Source organism: Burkholderia sp. 22PA0106 (genome assembly GCF_047497155.1).
Taxonomy (GTDB): Bacteria; Pseudomonadota; Gammaproteobacteria; order Burkholderiales; family Burkholderiaceae; genus Burkholderia.
The window spans coordinates 3650189-3667159 of sequence record NZ_CP163163.1 but is presented as its reverse complement, the minus strand read 5'-3'; the positions used below and the strand labels follow the sequence as shown (position 1 = coordinate 3667159).

Annotated in this window: 19 protein-coding genes; 8 read left to right on the top strand and 11 right to left on the bottom strand. The window is 67.0% G+C overall.

The genetic code is table 11. The features are described from left to right. Positions 1-99 precede the first annotated feature (99 nt). Positions 100-1392 (bottom strand): NAD(P)/FAD-dependent oxidoreductase, encoded by a 1293-nt coding sequence (locus AB4850_RS31350; RefSeq protein WP_414443285.1) that lies wholly within the window; start codon positions 1390-1392, stop codon positions 100-102. 112 nt (positions 1393-1504) lie between these two features. On the opposite strand from AB4850_RS31350, the gene AB4850_RS31345 reads away from it, so the two are divergent. Next, positions 1505-2182: a TetR/AcrR family transcriptional regulator gene (locus AB4850_RS31345; protein ID WP_414443284.1), complete on the top strand. Its 678-nt coding sequence runs from the start codon at positions 1505-1507 to the stop codon at positions 2180-2182. Between the two features lie 8 nt (positions 2183-2190). On the opposite strand, the gene AB4850_RS31340 is transcribed toward AB4850_RS31345, so the two are convergent. Then, entirely contained in the window at positions 2191-3084 is an 894-nt protein-coding gene (locus tag AB4850_RS31340) for a LysR substrate-binding domain-containing protein (RefSeq protein ID WP_414443283.1), read from the bottom strand. 159 nt (positions 3085-3243) lie between these two features. Between AB4850_RS31340 and AB4850_RS31335 the strand changes: the two genes are divergently transcribed. Then, a complete protein-coding gene (locus tag AB4850_RS31335) occupies positions 3244-3684 on the top strand; it encodes a DMT family transporter (protein ID WP_414443282.1) in 441 nt (146 codons plus the stop codon). Beyond that, positions 3681-4160: a DMT family transporter gene (locus tag AB4850_RS31330; RefSeq protein ID WP_414443281.1), complete on the top strand. Its 480-nt coding sequence runs from the start codon at positions 3681-3683 to the stop codon at positions 4158-4160. The genes AB4850_RS31335 and AB4850_RS31330 overlap by 4 nt, the downstream gene beginning before the upstream one ends. Before the next feature lie 19 nt (positions 4161-4179). On the opposite strand, the gene AB4850_RS31325 is transcribed toward AB4850_RS31330, so the two are convergent. Further along, entirely contained in the window at positions 4180-5151 is a 972-nt protein-coding gene (locus tag AB4850_RS31325) for a DMT family transporter (protein ID WP_414443280.1), read from the bottom strand. A 91-nt stretch (positions 5152-5242) separates the two neighbouring features. Between AB4850_RS31325 and AB4850_RS31320 the strand changes: the two genes are divergently transcribed. Beyond that, positions 5243-6034 (top strand): AraC family transcriptional regulator, encoded by a 792-nt coding sequence (locus AB4850_RS31320; protein WP_414443279.1) that lies wholly within the window; start codon positions 5243-5245, stop codon positions 6032-6034. A gap of 12 nt (positions 6035-6046) precedes the next feature. Here the strand turns inward: AB4850_RS31320 and AB4850_RS31315 are convergent, their stop codons facing one another. Together AB4850_RS31315 and AB4850_RS31310 are read right to left on the bottom strand one after the other, a co-directional pair. After that, positions 6047-6991 carry a LysR family transcriptional regulator gene (locus AB4850_RS31315; RefSeq protein ID WP_414443278.1) on the bottom strand — a complete coding sequence of 315 codons (945 nt, stop codon included), beginning with the start codon at positions 6989-6991 and terminating at the stop codon, positions 6047-6049. A 94-nt stretch (positions 6992-7085) separates the two neighbouring features. Further along, positions 7086-7295, bottom strand: a complete 210-nt coding sequence (locus AB4850_RS31310; protein ID WP_414443277.1) for a hypothetical protein — start codon at positions 7293-7295, stop codon at positions 7086-7088. Here AB4850_RS31310 and AB4850_RS31305 point away from each other — a divergent pair. From AB4850_RS31305 to AB4850_RS31295, 3 genes are read left to right on the top strand one after another with little or no spacing between them, the layout of a single operon-like run. Beyond that, a complete protein-coding gene (locus AB4850_RS31305) occupies positions 7294-8736 on the top strand; it encodes an NAD-dependent succinate-semialdehyde dehydrogenase (protein WP_414443276.1) in 1443 nt (480 codons plus the stop codon). The two genes, AB4850_RS31310 and AB4850_RS31305, sit on opposite strands and share 2 nt — an antisense overlap. Before the next feature lie 53 nt (positions 8737-8789). Continuing rightward, entirely contained in the window at positions 8790-9137 is a 348-nt protein-coding gene (locus tag AB4850_RS31300; RefSeq protein ID WP_414443275.1) for a carboxymuconolactone decarboxylase family protein, read from the top strand. A gap of 35 nt (positions 9138-9172) precedes the next feature. Next, positions 9173-10165, top strand: coding sequence for an NAD(P)H-quinone oxidoreductase (locus AB4850_RS31295; protein WP_414443274.1), 993 nt, complete (start codon positions 9173-9175; stop codon positions 10163-10165). A gap of 21 nt (positions 10166-10186) precedes the next feature. On the opposite strand, the gene AB4850_RS31290 is transcribed toward AB4850_RS31295, so the two are convergent. Further along, complete coding sequence (locus AB4850_RS31290) at positions 10187-11125, bottom strand: LysR substrate-binding domain-containing protein (protein WP_414443273.1); 939 nt, start codon at positions 11123-11125, stop codon at positions 10187-10189. A gap of 115 nt (positions 11126-11240) precedes the next feature. Between AB4850_RS31290 and AB4850_RS31285 the strand changes: the two genes are divergently transcribed. Next, entirely contained in the window at positions 11241-11639 is a 399-nt protein-coding gene (locus tag AB4850_RS31285) for a RidA family protein (protein WP_414443272.1), read from the top strand. A 30-nt stretch (positions 11640-11669) separates the two neighbouring features. On the opposite strand, the gene AB4850_RS31280 is transcribed toward AB4850_RS31285, so the two are convergent. The 5 genes from AB4850_RS31280 to AB4850_RS31260 form a co-directional block, all read right to left on the bottom strand. After that, on the bottom strand, positions 11670-12008 hold the full coding sequence (locus AB4850_RS31280; protein ID WP_414443271.1) for an antibiotic biosynthesis monooxygenase family protein: 339 nt from the start codon (positions 12006-12008) through the stop codon (positions 11670-11672). A 125-nt stretch (positions 12009-12133) separates the two neighbouring features. Next, positions 12134-13951 carry a glutamine--fructose-6-phosphate transaminase (isomerizing) gene (gene glmS / locus AB4850_RS31275; RefSeq protein WP_414443270.1) on the bottom strand — a complete coding sequence of 606 codons (1818 nt, stop codon included), beginning with the start codon at positions 13949-13951 and terminating at the stop codon, positions 12134-12136. 92 nt (positions 13952-14043) lie between these two features. Beyond that, positions 14044-15405 (bottom strand): bifunctional UDP-N-acetylglucosamine diphosphorylase/glucosamine-1-phosphate N-acetyltransferase GlmU, encoded by a 1362-nt coding sequence (gene glmU, locus AB4850_RS31270; protein ID WP_414443269.1) that lies wholly within the window; start codon positions 15403-15405, stop codon positions 14044-14046. Between the two features lie 132 nt (positions 15406-15537). Continuing rightward, a complete protein-coding gene (ttcA, locus tag AB4850_RS31265) occupies positions 15538-16515 on the bottom strand; it encodes a tRNA 2-thiocytidine(32) synthetase TtcA (RefSeq protein WP_414443268.1) in 978 nt (325 codons plus the stop codon). After that, positions 16512-16916 carry a dihydroneopterin aldolase gene (locus tag AB4850_RS31260; RefSeq protein WP_414443267.1) on the bottom strand — a complete coding sequence of 135 codons (405 nt, stop codon included), beginning with the start codon at positions 16914-16916 and terminating at the stop codon, positions 16512-16514. Before AB4850_RS31260 ends, ttcA begins: the two co-directional genes overlap by 4 nt. Between the last annotated feature and the right edge of the window lie 55 nt (positions 16917-16971).

Here is a 16971-nt window from a genome sequence, read left to right as displayed (position 1 = left end):
ACAAAGCACGGGAATCCCGATTGTTGCCGCGCGACCGTTTTCCCCGCTATGGGCCGGCGGGTGAATTGACCTTCAAACGAAACAGGAAAATGGCACCGCTCAGGCGAGCCGGATCTTCGGTTGCGCCAGCCCGTTCATGCGCTCGGCCGCCCACAACAGCGACGCCCTGCCGAACCCGTGCAGCGCCTGCTGATGACGCCGGTACAGCATCGCGTGGCTCAATTGCGCGAGGCGCCCGCGAATGTTGCCGCCCTTGAACAGGCCGAACTGGCCGAGCGTGCCGAACGCATCGTAATCGGCCAGCGACACCAGCGAGCCGAAGTTGCGGTAGGCGAACGGCGGCAGCGTGCCGCCCGCGAACCAGCCGGGCAGCGCGGCGGCCAGGTGCTCGGCCTGCTGCGTGGCGACCTGCGCGGTGGGCGGCAGCGGGCGTTCTTCGCCGTCGAGTTGCAGGCTCGCGCAATCGCCCAGCGCGAAGATGGTTTCGTCGACACGCGATTGCAGCGTCGGGCCGACGATCACCTGGTTCGAGCGGGTGGTGTCGAGGCCCGCCAAGCCGGCCATGAAATCGGGCCCCTTGACGCCGGCCGCCCATACCATCAGGTCGGCCGGCACGAAGCCGTCGTCGCCGTGCTGATAACCCGCTTCGGTCGCGCCCGTGACGCGGGTGGCGGTCATCACGCGAAAGCCCATCTTCGTGAGCACGGCTTCGGTTTGATCCGAGATGGCGGGCGGGAACGCGGCCAGCACGCGCGGCCCGCTTTCGATCAGCGTGAGTTCGAGCCGATCGCGCACGGTCGGATCGCCATAGCCGGACGCGATTTCGAGCAGCCGGCTCATCTCGGCGGACAGCTCGACGCCGGTCGCGCCGGCCCCGACGATCGCCATGCGGAACGCTTCGTCGCGCGCGATGCTCTTGAACAGGCGCGCGCGCAGGATCTCGTTGAAGCGGCTGGCCTGCTGCTGGCTGTCGATGAAGTGGGCGTGCTCGGCCACGCCGGGCGTGCCGAAATCGTTCGCATGGCTGCCCAAGGCCAGCACCAGCACGTCGTAGCCGATACTGCGCGCCGGCAGCACGCATTCGCCGTTCGGCCCGAGCAGCTCGGCCACCTCGATGCACCGGCGTTCGCGATCCAGGCCGCGCATTTCACCGGGCTGATAGGTATAGCCATGCGCGGCCGCATGCGCGATGAAGCTCACTTGCTGCTGGTTCACGTCGCGCGTGCCGGCCGCGATGGTGTGCAGCATGGGCTTCCAGATATGTGTCGGACTCCTGTCGAGCAGCGTGACGTCGAGCGCATCGCCGCCGCGCGCCTGCTGGCCCAGCTTGGTCGCCAGCAGGATGCCGGCGATCCCCCCTCCTACAATCACAACGCGCTTGGATGTCTTCACGGATTGATTTAATTCAACAGTTGATGAATTATGCGAATCCTATCGATGCGTATCGGCTGCGTCAAACTTTCGCGGCGCTTAAATATGTTGTGAATTCCGAAACAAACGAAGGATGAAGGCAGTGAAGGACGTGGATAGCGCGGCGCACGAAGCGGCCGCGGAAAACAACAAACGCGCACGCGGCCGGCCGGTGGCGCGCGCGTCGGTGGGGCGCGAGGCGATCCTGCGCGCGGCGCGCGGCACGTTCGCCCGGCGCGGTTTCGACGCCACCAGCGTGCGGGAGATCTCGCGCGAATGCGGTGTGGATGCGGCGCTGATCGCCCATCACTTCGGCGCGAAGGCGGCGCTGTGGCTGGCGGTGGTCGAGCATATTGCCGAGCACACCGAAGCATTCGTCGCGGCGCTGCGCGCGCTCGACGGCACGCCGCTGACGGCGCGGCAGCGGCTGGAGCAGGCGATCGCGCTGCTGGTGCGGGAGGTATTCGCCGAGCCCGATCTGGGCATGTTCTTCTCGACGGCCGCCACGGCGCAGGGCGATCGTCTGGATATCCTGATCGACAAGCTGGTGCGGCCCTGCCGCGACGCGCTGGTGCCGCTGCTGGCCGACGCCGCGCGCGCCGGCGACATCGCGGTGGCGGACGCCGACCTCAGCTTCTTCATGCTGGTCAACGCGATCAGCACCACGGTGTCCTACGAGCACTTGCTGGCCGCCTTCACGCCGTTGCCGAAGCAGCGCGAGCGCTATCAACAGGCGGTGCTGGCCACGGCGATGAACCTGCTTGGCGCGTGAGCGTGCGTTCAGGCCTTCGCCTTGAACAGATCCTTGCCGACGAAATCGATGAACACGCGCAGCTTCGGCGCGAGATGCTTGCTCGACGGCCAGAGCACGCGGAACGTGCCGTGATGCACGACATACGGTTCGAGCACGGCGGTCAGCGCCTTTTTCCTCAGCGCCTCGCGCACCATGAAATCGGGCAGGCACGCGATGCCGCGCCCGGCGTGGGCGGCGTCGTACAGCGGCTCGATCGTGTTCGACGTCATCGCCGCCGGTAGCTGCGCCTCCAGGTCGGCATCCTGCCAGTCGACCGGCCAGGCCTCGCGGCGCCCGGTGCTCGGCAGGCGGTGATGCAGGCACGCGTGCTGCAACAGGTCGCGCGGCGTGCGCGGCGCGCCGCGTTCCGCCAGATAGGACGGCGCAGCCACCAGCAGCAGCCGGAACGCGCCGATCGGCTTGGACATCAAACGCGAATCGGCCGGCTCGCCGGTGCGAATCACGGCGTCGAAGCCTTCGTCGATGATGTCGACCAGCCGGTTCGAGAAATCGACATCGAGTTCGATCTCGGGGTAGCGCTTCATGAAGCGGTTCAGCATCGGCATGACGAGGCTGCTGACCAGCGGCACGCTGATGCGCAACCGGCCCTGCGGCGCACGACGCGTTTTGGAGAGTTCCAGTTGCGCGGCTTCCACCTCCGACAGAATGCGCCGGCTGCGCTCCAGGAACAGCGCGCCTTCGGCCGTCAGCGTGACGCTGCGGGTGCTGCGATGGAACAGGCGCACGCCCAGTTGCGCCTCGAGGCGGCTCACGCTCTTGCCGACCGCCGACGGCGACACGCCGAGCAGGCGGCCCGCCTCCGAAAAGCTGCGGGTGTCCGCGACCTGAACGAAAAAGCCGATGCTCGTCAGCGAATCCATGCGCCGCCCCGATTTGAGAAAGTTTGTCCGATATCTTCGGAACTCTAGCCGGTTTTTCTTCAGCCGGCGCGGCGTTACGCTTCAGGTCGGCCGGTTCCCTTCATTCATCCGGCGCCGCGGGCCGGCCGTGCGGCGTCGATCGACGTTCGACGTGACCACATGAAACTCGTTTCCATCCTGCTGGTGATCGTGGCCGGCATGGGCCTTTCGGTGGAGGCCGCCCTGCTCGGGCCGCTCGGCCGGGAGGTCGGGCATTACTGGGCCAGCCTGTGCCTGTTCGGCGTGGAGGCCGCGCTGATGTACCTGATGATGCTGTTCTGGGGGCCGCGCAATCCGGCGCCGTTCCTGCGCGCACCGGGCTGGCAACTGACCGGCGGCATCCTCGGGCCGGGCTATGTCGTTGTCCTGACCATCGTCACGCCGGTGATCGGCATCGCCATGACCATGACCGGCATCCTGGCCGGGCAGGTCGGCAAGAGCCTGCTGATCGATCACTACGGCTGGCTCGGCGCGCCGCGGCGGCGTGTCAATGCGCGCAAGTGCATCGCGCTGCTGTTCGTCGTCGCCGCGCTGGTGCTGATCGCGGGAGGTCAATCATGATCGTGATCCTGATGGTGGTGCTGGCCGTGATCGGCGGCGCGCTGCTCAGTGCGCAGGTGGCGGTCAACGGCCGGCTGGCGGCCGAGCAGGGCGCGATCCGCACCACGTTCCTGACGTTCCTGGTCGGCACCGTGTTCTGCGCGATCCTGGTGGTGCTGTTCGAGCCGAAGCACGCGCTGACGCTGTTCGACGTGCCCAAGTGGCAATTGCTCGGCTCGTTCCTCGGCTTGATCTACGTGTTGACGATGGCGTTCGCGGTGGGGCGCATCGGCACGGCCGTGGCGACCGTCGCGGTGATTCTCGGGCAGTTGCTGATGTCGATCCTGATCGACAACTTCGGCTGGATGGGCAACCACGCGATCCCGTTCTCCACGTCGCGCTGCCTCGCGGCGGTGTGCCTGGCGATCGCGCTTTACTTCATTTACACCAGCAACGCGACCGAAGTGGAGGTCGCCAAGGAGAAGGCGAGCGCGTGATTCGTCGCGCGCGCGCCGCTCACGATTGGCGTGCGCCGCGCGAGCGGTTCGCGCCGGATCGCATGAGCCGCGCGAGCCACGGTGCGATCCATGCCTCGCCGTTGACGATCACGAGCCCGGCCATCACCAGCACCGCGCCGGCGATGAACGCGGCGCTCGGGCGCTCGTCGAGCAGCAGCACGCCCCACGCCACGCCGAAGATCGGCGTCATGAACGACAGCACGCCGAGGCGCGCGGCCAGATAGCGGCGCAGCATCGCGAACCAGATCAGGAAGCTCGCGAAGCAGACGAACAGCGTCTGGAACGCGAGGCTCGCCCAGAGCGCCGAGCTGCCGTGGAAGTGCGTCTCGCCGAACAGCCTGGCGGCCGGCAGCAGAATCACGAATGCACCGGACAACTGATAGAACAGGGTTTGCGTGGCCGGCGCCTCGCTCATGCGGCTGGTGCGCACCGCCACGGTGGTCAGCCCCCACGCCACGCCGCCGCCCAGCGCGAACAGGTCGCCGAGCATCCACGACGTCATGCCGTGCCGCACGCCGCCGTCGAACAGGCTCGGCACCAGGAACGCCAGCGCGATGCCGAGAAACGCCAGCCCCAGGCCGCTCCATTGCAGCCGGCTCAGGCGCTCGTCGGGCAGCCGCAGATGCAGGCCCAGCGCGGCGAACATCGGCGCGGTGTAGAGAAACACCACGACATGCGAGGCGCTGGTGCGCGCGAGCCCCTGCGCCACCAGCAGGAATTCGGCGGCGAACAGCACGCCGACCGCGAGCGCGGCCGGCAGCATCCCGCCGCGCAGCCAGCGCTCGCGCGCGACGAAGTGCCCGTAAAGCCATACCAGCACCGCCGCCGCGCCCGAGCGCAGTGCGACCTGGAGGATCGGCGCGGCATCGGCGGCCGTCAGCTTGATCGCCACCTGCTGAAAGCTCCAGATCAGGCAGAGTGCGATCATCATCAGCGTGGCGCGGGTGTCGACCGCTTTCCTCATGGCCATGATTCCGAAGTGTGAGGCTGACAGTATTGGCGAACCCGTTTCGTGCGATATAGTGCAAAACTGACATTCAATCGCGCGAGTACGCCAGAGCATGAAACGCGGTATTCCGCATCCGGCCGCGCACGTGCGCGTGCCGCCGTTCACCGACACCATGCCGGTGCCGGTGTTCTTCCGCACCGAGCACATGCCCGCGCACGGCCGGTATCCGGATCTGTGCCATCCGTGGGGCGAATTCGTCTATTCGTTCAGCGGCATCGCCGAGGTCACGGTCGGCGCGCAGCATTTCCTGACGCCGCCGCATCTGGGCCTGTGGATCGCGCCCGAAACCGGGCACACCGGTTTCAACCACCACGAGGCCGTGCATTGCTCGGTGTATATCCGCCGCGACCTGTGCCGGGGCATGCCCGACAGCGCGTGCGCCGTGATGGTGACGCCGCTGCTGCGTTCGATCCTGGAGCACCTGCGCGACGACACGCACGCCGGCGGCCATTCGCCGAGCCGCGCGCGGCTGTTGCGCGTGCTGGTCGATCAGTTGCTGATGTGCCGGACCACCGGCAGCTTCGTGCCGCGCACCGACGACGTCGAACTGAGCGCCGTGCTCGGCTGGCTGCGCGACGATCCGGCCGACAACCGCACGCTGGCCGAACTGGCGGCGCGCGTGAACCTGACCGAGCGCACGCTGATGCGCCGCTGCCAGAGCGAACTCGGCATGTCGCTGACGGAGTGGCGGCAACGGCTGCGGCTCGTGACCGCGCTGCCCTTGCTCGGGCAGGGGCAGAGCGTGGAATCGGTGGCGTTGGACCTGGGATATGCGTCGTCGTCGGCGTTCATCGCGATGTTCCGGCGGCTGACCGGGGCCAGCCCGAAACGATTCGTCGGCTAGGTCGCGCCGGGTTCAGGCCTTCTCGTCGGGCGCGATGCCCAGCTCCCGCGCGTAGTGGTCGAGCGGCTCGCCGACCTGCGTTTTCAGCACGTCGATGAAGCGCTTGATCTTCGCATCGACGAATTGCCGCGACGGATAAACCGCGAACACGCCGCGTTGTGAGGTGCGGTACTCCGGCAGCACGCGCACCAGCGTGCCGCGGCGCAGGTCCTCGATGGCGGAGAACGCCGCGATCACGCCGATGCCCGCGCCGTCGCGCAACACGGCGGCCATCGCGTCCATGTCGTTGACGCCGAAGTGCGGCCCGGCCGGGCGGAACGTCGCCTGGCGATCCGGGCCTTCCAGCTGCCACTCGTCCGCCGCGTAATCCACCGTCGACAGCAGCACGCACGCGTGATCGACGAGATCCTCGGGCCGTTCGGGCGCCGGGTGCGCGGCCAGATAGGCCGGGGACGCCGCGAGGATGCAATGGCTCGCGCCGATGCGCTGGCTGACGTAGGCCGAATCGGGCAGCGTGCGCGCGATCACGATCGCCACGTCGAGCTGTTCTTCGAGCAGGTTCGGAAAACGTTGCGACAGCAACAGGTCGACCGACACCTCGGGGTGGGCCTCTCGATAGGCCAGCACGGCGCGCGCGACCAGGCCGCGCCCGAGGCCCGGCACGGCATGCACGCGCAGCAGGCCGCGCGGGTCGGTCAGCGCGTCCTGCGCCTCGGCCTCGGCGTGCGCGATGTCCGCCAGGATCGCCACGCTGCGCTCGTAGAAGCGGCGGCCCGCGTCGGTCACCGAGAGGCGACGCGTCGAGCGTTGCAGCAGGCGCGTGTTGAGCCCTTCTTCCAGCACTGTCACGGCGCGCGAGATGTTGCCGACGGTGGTGTCCAGATGGTTCGCGACCGCCGTGAAGCTGCCCATTTCGACCACCTTCACGAACATCGACATGTTGGAGAATTTGTCCACGCCTCGGCTTCCTTTTTGGTTGGCATTCCACACGGATGCGGCGCGATTCGGGCCGCCATGCGGCATGGTAAGGCAAGCGCAAAACGGGTGTCGATCAGCGCCGCAAGCCGGAAAGCCAGGCCGTTGTTGGGTTTCCGGCGATTTTCCCGAGCTTGCTGCCGATTTTCCCTCCAGCGCGAAGATTGATTTCATTGTGATGCCCTGTATCGCATCGGACCCGCTCCCTACACTGGGTTCCGTCGTCGAGCCCCGCTCGAATTTGATTAGCGATCCTGCCCAGGTTCACATCGAGGAAATCCATCATGAATGCCACTTACACGCCGCTGCACCTGTTCATCGACGGTGCCTGGATCGGCGAGAACGAAGGCGGCCGCGCCACGGCGCCCGTCATCGATCCCGCCACGCAACAGGAACTCGGGCGCGTGCCGCTCGCCACCGCCGCCGATCTCGACCGTGCGCTGCAAGCTGCGCAACGCGGCTTCGACGCGTGGCGACGGGCCGTGCCAGCCGAGCGGGCGCGGGTACTCAAGCGTGCCGCCGAGTTGATTCGCGAACGCAGCGAGCGCATCGCGACGCTGATGACGCTCGAGGAAGGCAAGCCGCTGCACGAAAGCCGCGACGAGGTGCTGCGCGCCGCCGATTACTTCGAATGGTTCGCGGAGGAAGCGCGCCGCATCGATGGCCGCGTGGTGCCGTCGAACCGCCCCGGCGTGCAGCAGTTCGTGAAGAAGCAGGCGATCGGCCCGGTGGCCGCGTTCACGCCCTGGAACTTCCCGGCCATCACGCCGGCGCGCAAGCTCTCGGCCGCGCTCGCGGCCGGTTGCAGCGTGATCCTCAAGCCGGGCGAGGAAAGTCCCGCCACGGCGCTGGCGCTGGCGCGTGCGCTCGACGATGCGGGCTTGCCGCACGGCGTGCTGCAAGTGGTGTTCGGCGTGCCCGACGACGTGTCGAAGCACCTGATCGCCTCACCCATCATCCGCAAGGTCACGTTCACCGGCTCGGTGCCGATCGGGCGATTGCTGTCGCAACGCGCGGCCGAAGGCGTCAAGCCGATCACGCTCGAACTCGGCGGCCACGGGCCGGTGCTGGTGTTCGACGACGGCGATATCGAGAAGGCGGCTGTCGATGGCGCCGCGAACCGCTTTCGCGGCACCGGCCAGGTCTGCATCTCGTCGACGCGCTTCCTGATCCAGCGCGACGCCTACGACCGTTTCGCCGAACGCTTCGTGCAGGCTGCGAACGCGCTGAAGATCGGCAACGGGCTCGATGCCGGCACGCAGGTCGGCCCGCTGGCGAACCCGCGACAGCTTGCGAAGATGGAAGAACTCGTGGCCGATGCCGTGGCGCGCGGCGCGACCGTGCTCGCGGGCGGCAAGCGCATCGACGGCCCCGGTTATTTCTTTGAGCCCACCGTGCTGGCCGACGTGCCGATGGACGCCCGCGTCATGCACGAGGAGCCGTTCGGCCCGATCGCCGTGCTGATGCGCTTCGATGCGCTGGCCGACGGGTTGGCCGAAGCGAATCGCCTGCCTTACGGCTTGTCCGCCTATGCGTTCACGAGCAACGCGCGCACCGCCATCGACGTGGCCGACGGCCTCGACGCCGGCATGATCGGCATCAACCAGTACCGGATTGTCTCGACCGAGTTGCCGTTCGGCGGCATGAAGGAAAGCGGGCACGGCTCGGAAGGCGGCGCCGAAGGCATCGAGTATTACCTCACGCACAAGTTCATCAGCCAGGTCTGATCGCACGTAACTTGCGCCGCCGGTTCCCTCGAATATTAATAAGGATTCCTGTCATGTCGAACGCCGATTTCACCAGCCCGCGCGAAGCCGCGCGCGCCTTTACGCCGAAGCTCGCCGAATTCGTCGACGCGGTGCTGTTTCCCGAGATCTGGGGCGATGCCGCGCTGTCGCCGCGCGACCGGAGCCTCGTCACCGTTGCCGCGCTGATCGCGGGCGGCCACGCCGACGAACTGCCCGCGCACTTGCGCCGCGCGGTGGCCAACGGGCTCACGTACGCGGAGTTGAGCGCGGCCATCACGCACCTCGCGTTCTATGCCGGATTTCCGGCCGCGATCTCCGCTTCGGCTGCGGCGCAGGCCACGCTGGGCACGTCCGGCACCGCGCCCCGGTCGGCCGAATGAGCGGCCCATCCATTCAGAACCCACGGAGATTCACCATGAAAGCCATCCAATTCGAAACGTTCGGCGAGGCCGACGTCCTGCAACTGAGCGACGCGCCCACGCCCGAGATCCGCCCCGACGACCTGCTCGTGCGCGTGCATGCCGCCGGCGTCAATCGCGCCGACCTGACCCATCGTCGCGGCGGCTACGGCCGCCCGAACTTCGGCGACTCCACGATCATGGGGCTGGAGATCGCCGGCGAGGTGATCGGCGTCGGCGGCGCGGTGCAGGGCTACGCGATCGGCGACCGCGTGATGGGCGTGGTGGGCGGCGGTGCGTATGCCGAGATTGCACGCATCGACTGGCGCATGGCGATGCCGATTCCCGACGCGCTCGACTACGTGCACGCCGCCGCGATCCCCGAGGTGTTCGTGACCGCGCACGAGGCGCTGCTGCACTTGGGCGGCCTGCGGCGCGGCGATTCGGTGCTGATTCATGCGGCGGCAGGCGGCGTGGGTTCGGCTGCCGTGCAACTGGCCTATGCGACCGGCGCGACCGTGCTGGCCACCGCCGAGGCGTCGAAACACGAGCGCGTGCTGCAACTGGGCGCCGATCACGTGATCGACTACCGCAGCGAGGATTTCGCCGAGGTGGTGGCGAGCCGCACCAACGGGCGCGGCGTGGATGTGGTGGTGGATTTCGTCGGGATGCCTTACTTTTCGCGCAACGTGGCTTCGCTGGCGCATGGCGGGCGGCTGATCCAGGTCGGGATTCTGGGTGGCGGCGGCGAGGTCAGCGTGGCGCTGGAGCAGATTCTGTATCGGCATCTGCGCATCATCGGCACGGTGATGAAATCGCGTGCGCAAGAGGAAAAGCACGCGATGGTGCGGCGCTTTCGCGAGCACTGGCTGGAGCGGTTTGCCGGCGGCGCGAGCCTGGAGCCGGTGGTCGACAGCACGTTCGAACTGGCGCGCGCGGCCGATGCGCATCGCCGGATGGAATCGTCGGAGAACGTCGGGAAGATTATTTTGACGATGGGGGCGGTGTGAGGGGAATGGCGCGCGCCGTGTTCAGCTTTTTGTTTTTGCCTGCGGCAGCGTCACCTCAGGCACGTGCACGTGCATCAGTTCGACGATCCAGTCGATGAACACGCGCAGCTTGCGGCTGACATGGCGGTTCGGCGCGTAGGCGATATGAAGCGGCATCGGCTGGATCTCCCAATCCTCGAACAGCGGCACCAGTTCGCCGGCTGCCACCGGTTGCGACGCCATGTAACGCGGCAGCCACAACACGCCCATACCCGCCTGGCCGGCCGCCAGGTAGGCGTTGCCGTCGTCGACGATCAGCACGTGGCGGCCGTGCACTTCCCGTTCCTCGGTTGTGCGCCGCATCGTGTAGGGGAGAGCCTTGCCGGTGCGCGCCTGGCGGTAGCCGATGATCCGATGCGCGCCGTCCTCCAGTTCTTGGGGATGGGCCGGCACACCGTGACGCTCCAGATACGCGGGCGCGGCATACGCGCCGAGCGGCAGGTCGGCGATATGCCGGGCCACCAGCGACGTGTCGCGCAACGTGCCGCCGCGAATCACGCAATCGACGCTTTCGTCGATCAGGCTGACATGGCGGTCGCTCACGCCCAGTTCGAGCTGGAGGTCCGGATAGCGTGCCTGGAACGCCGGCAGCGCGGGGATCAGCAGCAGGCGCGCGAACGGGCTCGGCACGTCGACGCGCAGGCGGCCGCGCGGCGCGGTGGTGGCGTGGGAGAGGGCCGTGTCCGCGTCGTCGAGCGCCGCCAGCAGGAACTGCACGCGTTCGTAGTAGGCCGCGCCGTCGGCCGTCGCCACCACCTTGCGCGTGGTGCGGTTCAGCAGCTTCACGCGCAGGCGCGCTTCCAGTTGCTGGACGAGCTGGCTGACCGTGGTCTTGCTCATGTGCAAGGCGAGCGCCGCGCGCGTGAAGCTGCCGGTTTCCACGACTCGTGCGAAGGCCTGCATCGCGTCGAACCTGTCCATGAGGGATCCTGATTGTGTGGGGAGTGCAAACAGTGAAGGCCAGTGTTGCCCGTTTATCGGCGAGGGGCAAGCGCCGTAAGGTGTCGAATCCGATCTCAACCGCAGGAGCGTTTCGATGACCCGACGCGATGTCGTATTCCCCGCCGGCCGCCAGGCCCTCTACGAACGAAACCGCTATTCGGCCGCCGTGCGCGCCAATGGTTTGCTGTTCGTGTCAGGCCAGGTCGGCAGCCGCGAAGATGGTTCGCCCGAGCCCGAAATCAAGGCCCAGGTGCGGCGCGCCTTCGATAATCTCAACGCGGTGCTGGCCGCGGCCGGTTGCAGCTTCGAGGATGTGCAGGATGTCACCGTGTTCATGGTGGACCCGCAGACGATCTTCGAGCAGGTGTGGGAGGTGGTGCCGGAGTATTGGGGCGAGGCGCCGTTCCCGGCGCTGACGGCGGTGGGGGTGACCTGGCTTTATGGGTTCGATGTGGAGATCAAGGTGGTGGCGAAGTTGCGAGGCGCAGATTGAAGGCACCCGCATGAGGCGGATTGCGGTGCGCTAGTCGGCTGCTGCCGCAGCCGAGGTGTCGGTGAACATCGGCAGTTCCCCGTCGCCATATTGATGCAGCACCTTCGCGATGACGACGCGATAGCCGTCCAGCCAGCGGGCTTGCTGCTGTTTGGCCGCCAGGTGCGCAGGATGGCTGATCAATTGCTTCAACGCGGCTTCCGAACTCCAGTAATAGACGTTCTGAATCAGCGTGCCGTCGGCGTTTTGCCATGCTTCCTCGCCGAGATAACCGGGAATGCCCCGGGCGATCTCGGCAATCTGCTGGTCGAGCCTATGGAATGCTTCGTCGTACTGGCCGGGACGGAAAATGAAGGTGGATGCGTACATGCGGCAATTCCGGTGAAGGTGCGTGCGGCTTGGCGGCTGTCGTGCTGCTGCCGTGCCGTGCCTGAAAATGAAACCGGGGCCGAAGCCCCGGTTTTTCAACCAACAAAATCCCAACCGCCCCCGCCTTACTCCACCGTCACCGATTTCGCCAGATTCCGCGGCTTGTCCACATCCGTCCCACGCGCACAGGCCGTGTGATATGCCAGCAACTGCAACGGCACCACGTGCAGGATCGGCGACAGCGGCCCGTAATGCTCAGGCATCCGAATCACATGCAGCCCTTCGTCGTTGACGATATGCGTATCGGCATCGGCGAACACATACAGCTCGCCGCCGCGCGCGCGTACTTCCTGCATGTTCGACTTCAGCTTTTCCAGCAGCGTGTCGTTCGGCGCGACCGTCACCACCGGCATCGCTTCGGTCACGAGCGCCAGCGGCCCGTGCTTCAGTTCGCCGGCCGGGTAGGCCTCGGCATGGATGTACGAGATTTCCTTGAGCTTCAGCGCGCCTTCGAGCGCGATCGGGTAATGCAGCCCGCGGCCGAGGAACAGCGCGTTTTCCTTGCGCGAGAACTCTTCGGACCACGCAATGATTTGCGGCTCCAGCGCCAGCACGCTGTTCAGCGCGGCCGGCAGGTGGCGCAACTGGCGGATGTAGTCGGCTTCGCGCGTCGCATCCACATGGCCGCGCAGCTTGCCGAGCGTCGCGGCCAGCAGGAACAGCGCCACCAGTTGCGTGGTGAACGCCTTGGTGGAAGCCACGCCGATTTCGGTGCCGGCGCGCGTCAGGAATTGCAGCTCGGTCAGGCGCACCATCGCGCTGGTCGCCACGTTGCACACGGCCAGCGTGTGCTTGTGGCCGAGCGATTGCGCATGCTTGAGCGCCGCCAGCGTGTCGGCGGTCTCGCCCGATTGCGAGATCACGACGATCAGTTGGCGCGGGTTCGGCACGGAATCGCGGTAGCGGTACTCGCTGGCGATCTCGACTTGCGTGGGGATCTTCGCGATCGATTCGAGCCAGTACTTGGCGGTCATGCCCGAGTAGGAGCTGGTGCCGCAGGCGAGGATCAGCAGGCTGTCGATCTCGGCGAAGGCGGCGGCCGCGCTGTCGCCGAACAGCGACGAGTCGAACGCTTCGATCGGCGGGATCGTGTCGGCGATCGCGCGCGGCTGCTCGAAGATTTCCTTCTGCATGAAGTGGCGATACGGGCCGAGCTCGACGGCGCCGCCGTAGGCGCTGACCACGCGCACTTCGCGCTCGGCGCGCGCGCCGGCACGGTCGACGATCTTCACGCCCGTGAGCGACAGTTCGCACACGTCGCCTTCTTCCAGGAACGTGTAGCGATCGGTGCTGCCGGCCAGCGCGAGCGCGTCGGAGGCGAGGAAGTTCTCGCCGTCGCCGAAGCCCACCACCAGCGGCGAACCCTGGCGGGCGCCGACCACGGTGTGGGGCTGATCCTTGTGGATCACGGCGATCGCGTAGGCGCCGTGCAGTTGCGCGACGGTCTCGCGCACCGCGGCGAACAGGTCGCCGCGATACAGGCTGTGCACGAGGTGGGCGATGACTTCGGTGTCGGTTTGCGAGACGAACTCGTAACCCTTGGCGCGCAGCCCTTCGCGCAGCGTTTCGTAGTTCTCGATGATGCCGTTGTGCACGATGGCGACGGTATCCGACGAGAAGATCGGGTGCGCGTTGTGCGTGACGGGCGCGCCATGCGTGGCCCAGCGCGTATGCGAGATGCCGGTGAAGCCTTCGAAGCCGGTGTCGCGTACCTGGGCGTCGAGATCCGCCACGCGCGCGGTGCTGCGTGCGCGCCTGGGCGCGCCGTTCTCGAGCACGGCCACGCCACACGAATCGTAGCCACGGTATTCCAGCCGGCGCAGACCTTCGATCAGCACCGGAACGATATTACGTTGCGCAACTGCGCCGACAATGCCGCACATGACGATCGATCCTCCAAATGATGAAGGCGCAGTTCAGGTGCGCCTTCGAAACGTTCAAAACCGGGTAAGCAACAAGGGTGCGGGCGCCTGCCTCAGCCCTTCTTCTTGGTGGGGCGCACGTAGCCGGATTTCTCCGTCTGCTTCTTGTCGTTGAGCACCAGCTGGCCCTCGCCGACATCCTTCCAGACGGTGGTGCCGGCCGCGATCGTGACGCCGCGGCCCACGCGCACCGGCGCGACGAGCTGGGTGTCGGAGCCGACGAACACGTCGTCCTCGATCACGGTGCGGAACTTGTTCGCGCCGTCGTAGTTGCAGGTGATCGTGCCGGCGCCGATGTTCACGCGCGCGCCGATGTCGGCATCACCGATGTAGGTCAGGTGGTTGGCCTTCGAGCCGTGGCCGAGCACGGCGTTCTTGATCTCGACGAAGTTGCCCACGTGCGACTCGTCGGCCAGCGACGCGCCGGGCCGCAGCCGCGCGTAGGGGCCGACCACGGCCTGCGCGCCGATCTGCGCGCCTTCGATGTGGGAGAACGCGTCGATGCGGGTGCCCGCGCCGACGGTGGCGTTGCGGATCACGCAGTTCGCGCCGATCGACACGCCATCGGCCAGCACGACCTTGCCTTCGAACACGCAGTTCACGTCGATCGAGACATCGCGGCCGCAGTCGAGCGTGCCGCGGATATCGATGCGCGCCGGATCGGCCAGCGTCACGCCGTCGACCAGCAGGGCCTCGGCGCGATTGCGTTGGTGGATCCGTTCGAGTTCGGCGAGCTGCGCCTTGCTGTTGACGCCGAGCGTTTCCCATTCCTCGTCGGGCTGGGTGGTGATCACCTCGAAGCCGGCCTCGATGGCCTGCTCGACCACGTCGGTCAGGTAGTACTCGCCCTGCGCGTTGTCGTTGCCGAGCGCGCCGAGCCACATCGCGAGCTGCGCGGTGGGCGTGACGATGATGCCGGTGTTGATTTCGGCGATCTTGAGCTGCTCGGGCGAGGCATCCTTCTGCTCGACGATGCGCGTGACGTTGCCGGACGCGTCGCGCACGATCCGGCCATAGCCGGTGGGATCGTCGAGCGTGACGGTCAGGATGCCGTAGCGGGAGTCGGTGGCGGCGTCGGTCAGGCGCTTGAGCGTGCTGGCGCGCGTGAGCGGCACGTCGCCGTACAGCACCAGCGTGGGCACGGCCGGATCGAGCAGCGGCAGCGCCTGCCGGACCGCGTGGCCGGTGCCGAGCTGTTGTTCCTGCAGGGCGAATTGCACGTCGGGCGCGTCGACCGCGGCCTTGACCGCGTCGGCGCCATGGCCGACCACCACCACCAGGCGCGACGGCGCGAGCGTGCGGGCGGTATCGATGACGTGGGAGAGGAGTGGCTTGCCAGCCAGGGGATGGAGCACCTTCGGGAGCGCCGAGCGCATCCGCTTACCGGTGCCTGCCGCCAAAATCACGATATTCATGGCGCCCGCATGTGGAGTGTTCAGAATTGAGAATTCTAGCATGCAGGCTGCCGGCGAACGGCGGCCGAAGGGCCCCGATTTTGCCGCGAAACGCCCGCCGGGCGGGCCTTTCGCGGCAATCGTGAACCATCGTTACAGATCGTCGAACTGGACGATCGAGATCGCCTGGGCACCGCCGGCCGGCGCGGCGGCATCGGTGCCGCACGGGTCTTCGTCGAACGCGATGTCGCCGTCCGGGTCGGCCTGGCCGCTCGCGCGCAAACCGGCGAACGGATACAGGCTGGTATCCATCAGGTGCGACGGCACCACCTTGGCGAGCGAGTTGAACATGTTCTCGACGCGGCCCGGGAAGCGCTTGTCCCAGTCGCGGATCAGCGCCTTCATCTCGGCGCGCTTCAGGTTCGGCTGGCTGCCGCACAGGTTGCACGGGATGATCGGGAATTCGCGCAGCTCGGCGTACTTCTCGAGATCGGTTTCCTTCACGTAGGCAAGGGGACGGATCACGATGTTCTTGCCGTCGTCCGATTGCAGCTTGGGCGGCATGCCCTTGAGCTTGCCGCCGTAGAACATGTTCAGCAGCAAGGTCTGGACGATGTCGTCGCGGTGATGGCCGAGCGCGATCTTGGTCGCGCCCAGTTCGCCCGCCACCCGGTACAGGATGCCGCGTCGCAGCCGCGAGCACAGCGAGCAGGTGGTCTTGCCCTCGGGCACCAGCCGCTTGACGATGCTGTAGGTGTCCTGGTTCTCGATGTGGAACGGCACGCCGACCTGCCGCAGATACTCGGGCAGGATGTGCTCGGGGAAGCCCGGCTGCTTCTGGTCGAGGTTGACGGCCACGATCTCGAAATCGATCGGCGCGCGCTCGCGCAGGCTCATCAGCACGTCGAGCATGGCGTAGCTGTCCTTGCCGCCCGACAGGCAGACCATCACCTTGTCGCCGTGCTCGATCATGTTGTAATCGCCGATCGCCTGCCCCACCTGGCGCACGATGCGCTTGTGCAGCTTGTTGTTCTCGTAGGCGGCTTTCTGTTCGCGGCGGGTCAGCACGGGGCGGCCGGCTTCGGCGGCCTCGACGGCGTCGTGTTGTTCGGGGGTATGGGGCGCATTCATGCTCGCTCCTCGTCCTTGATGCGGAAGACTTCGACGCCCACTGCGTCGCAATCGGGGTAGGCGTCCGGTTTTTCGGTGGAGACGCGCACCGCGCGCACGGCATCGTGCGCGAGCAGGCGGGCGGCGATCGAATCGACCAGCGTTTCCTGCAAATGGATATGGCCGTCGGCGATGCAATGCGCGACGGCCTGCTTCATCAGATCGTAGTCGATCACTTCGCGCAGCTTGTCCTGCACCGGCGTGGTGAGCGACAGCGGCACGAACACGTCGATGTTGATCACGACGCGCTGCTCGCCGCGCTTCTCGTGCTCGAACGCACCGATCCGCATGGAAACCGCATGGTTGCGCAGGTAAAGCCTGCGGCAGTCGGCGAGCCTGGGGTGCAGGAGGGCGGAAAACATGGTCGTTCCAGTCAAAGGGGCGTGCGAACACGCGAAATCGGGGCGCCGGGCGAGC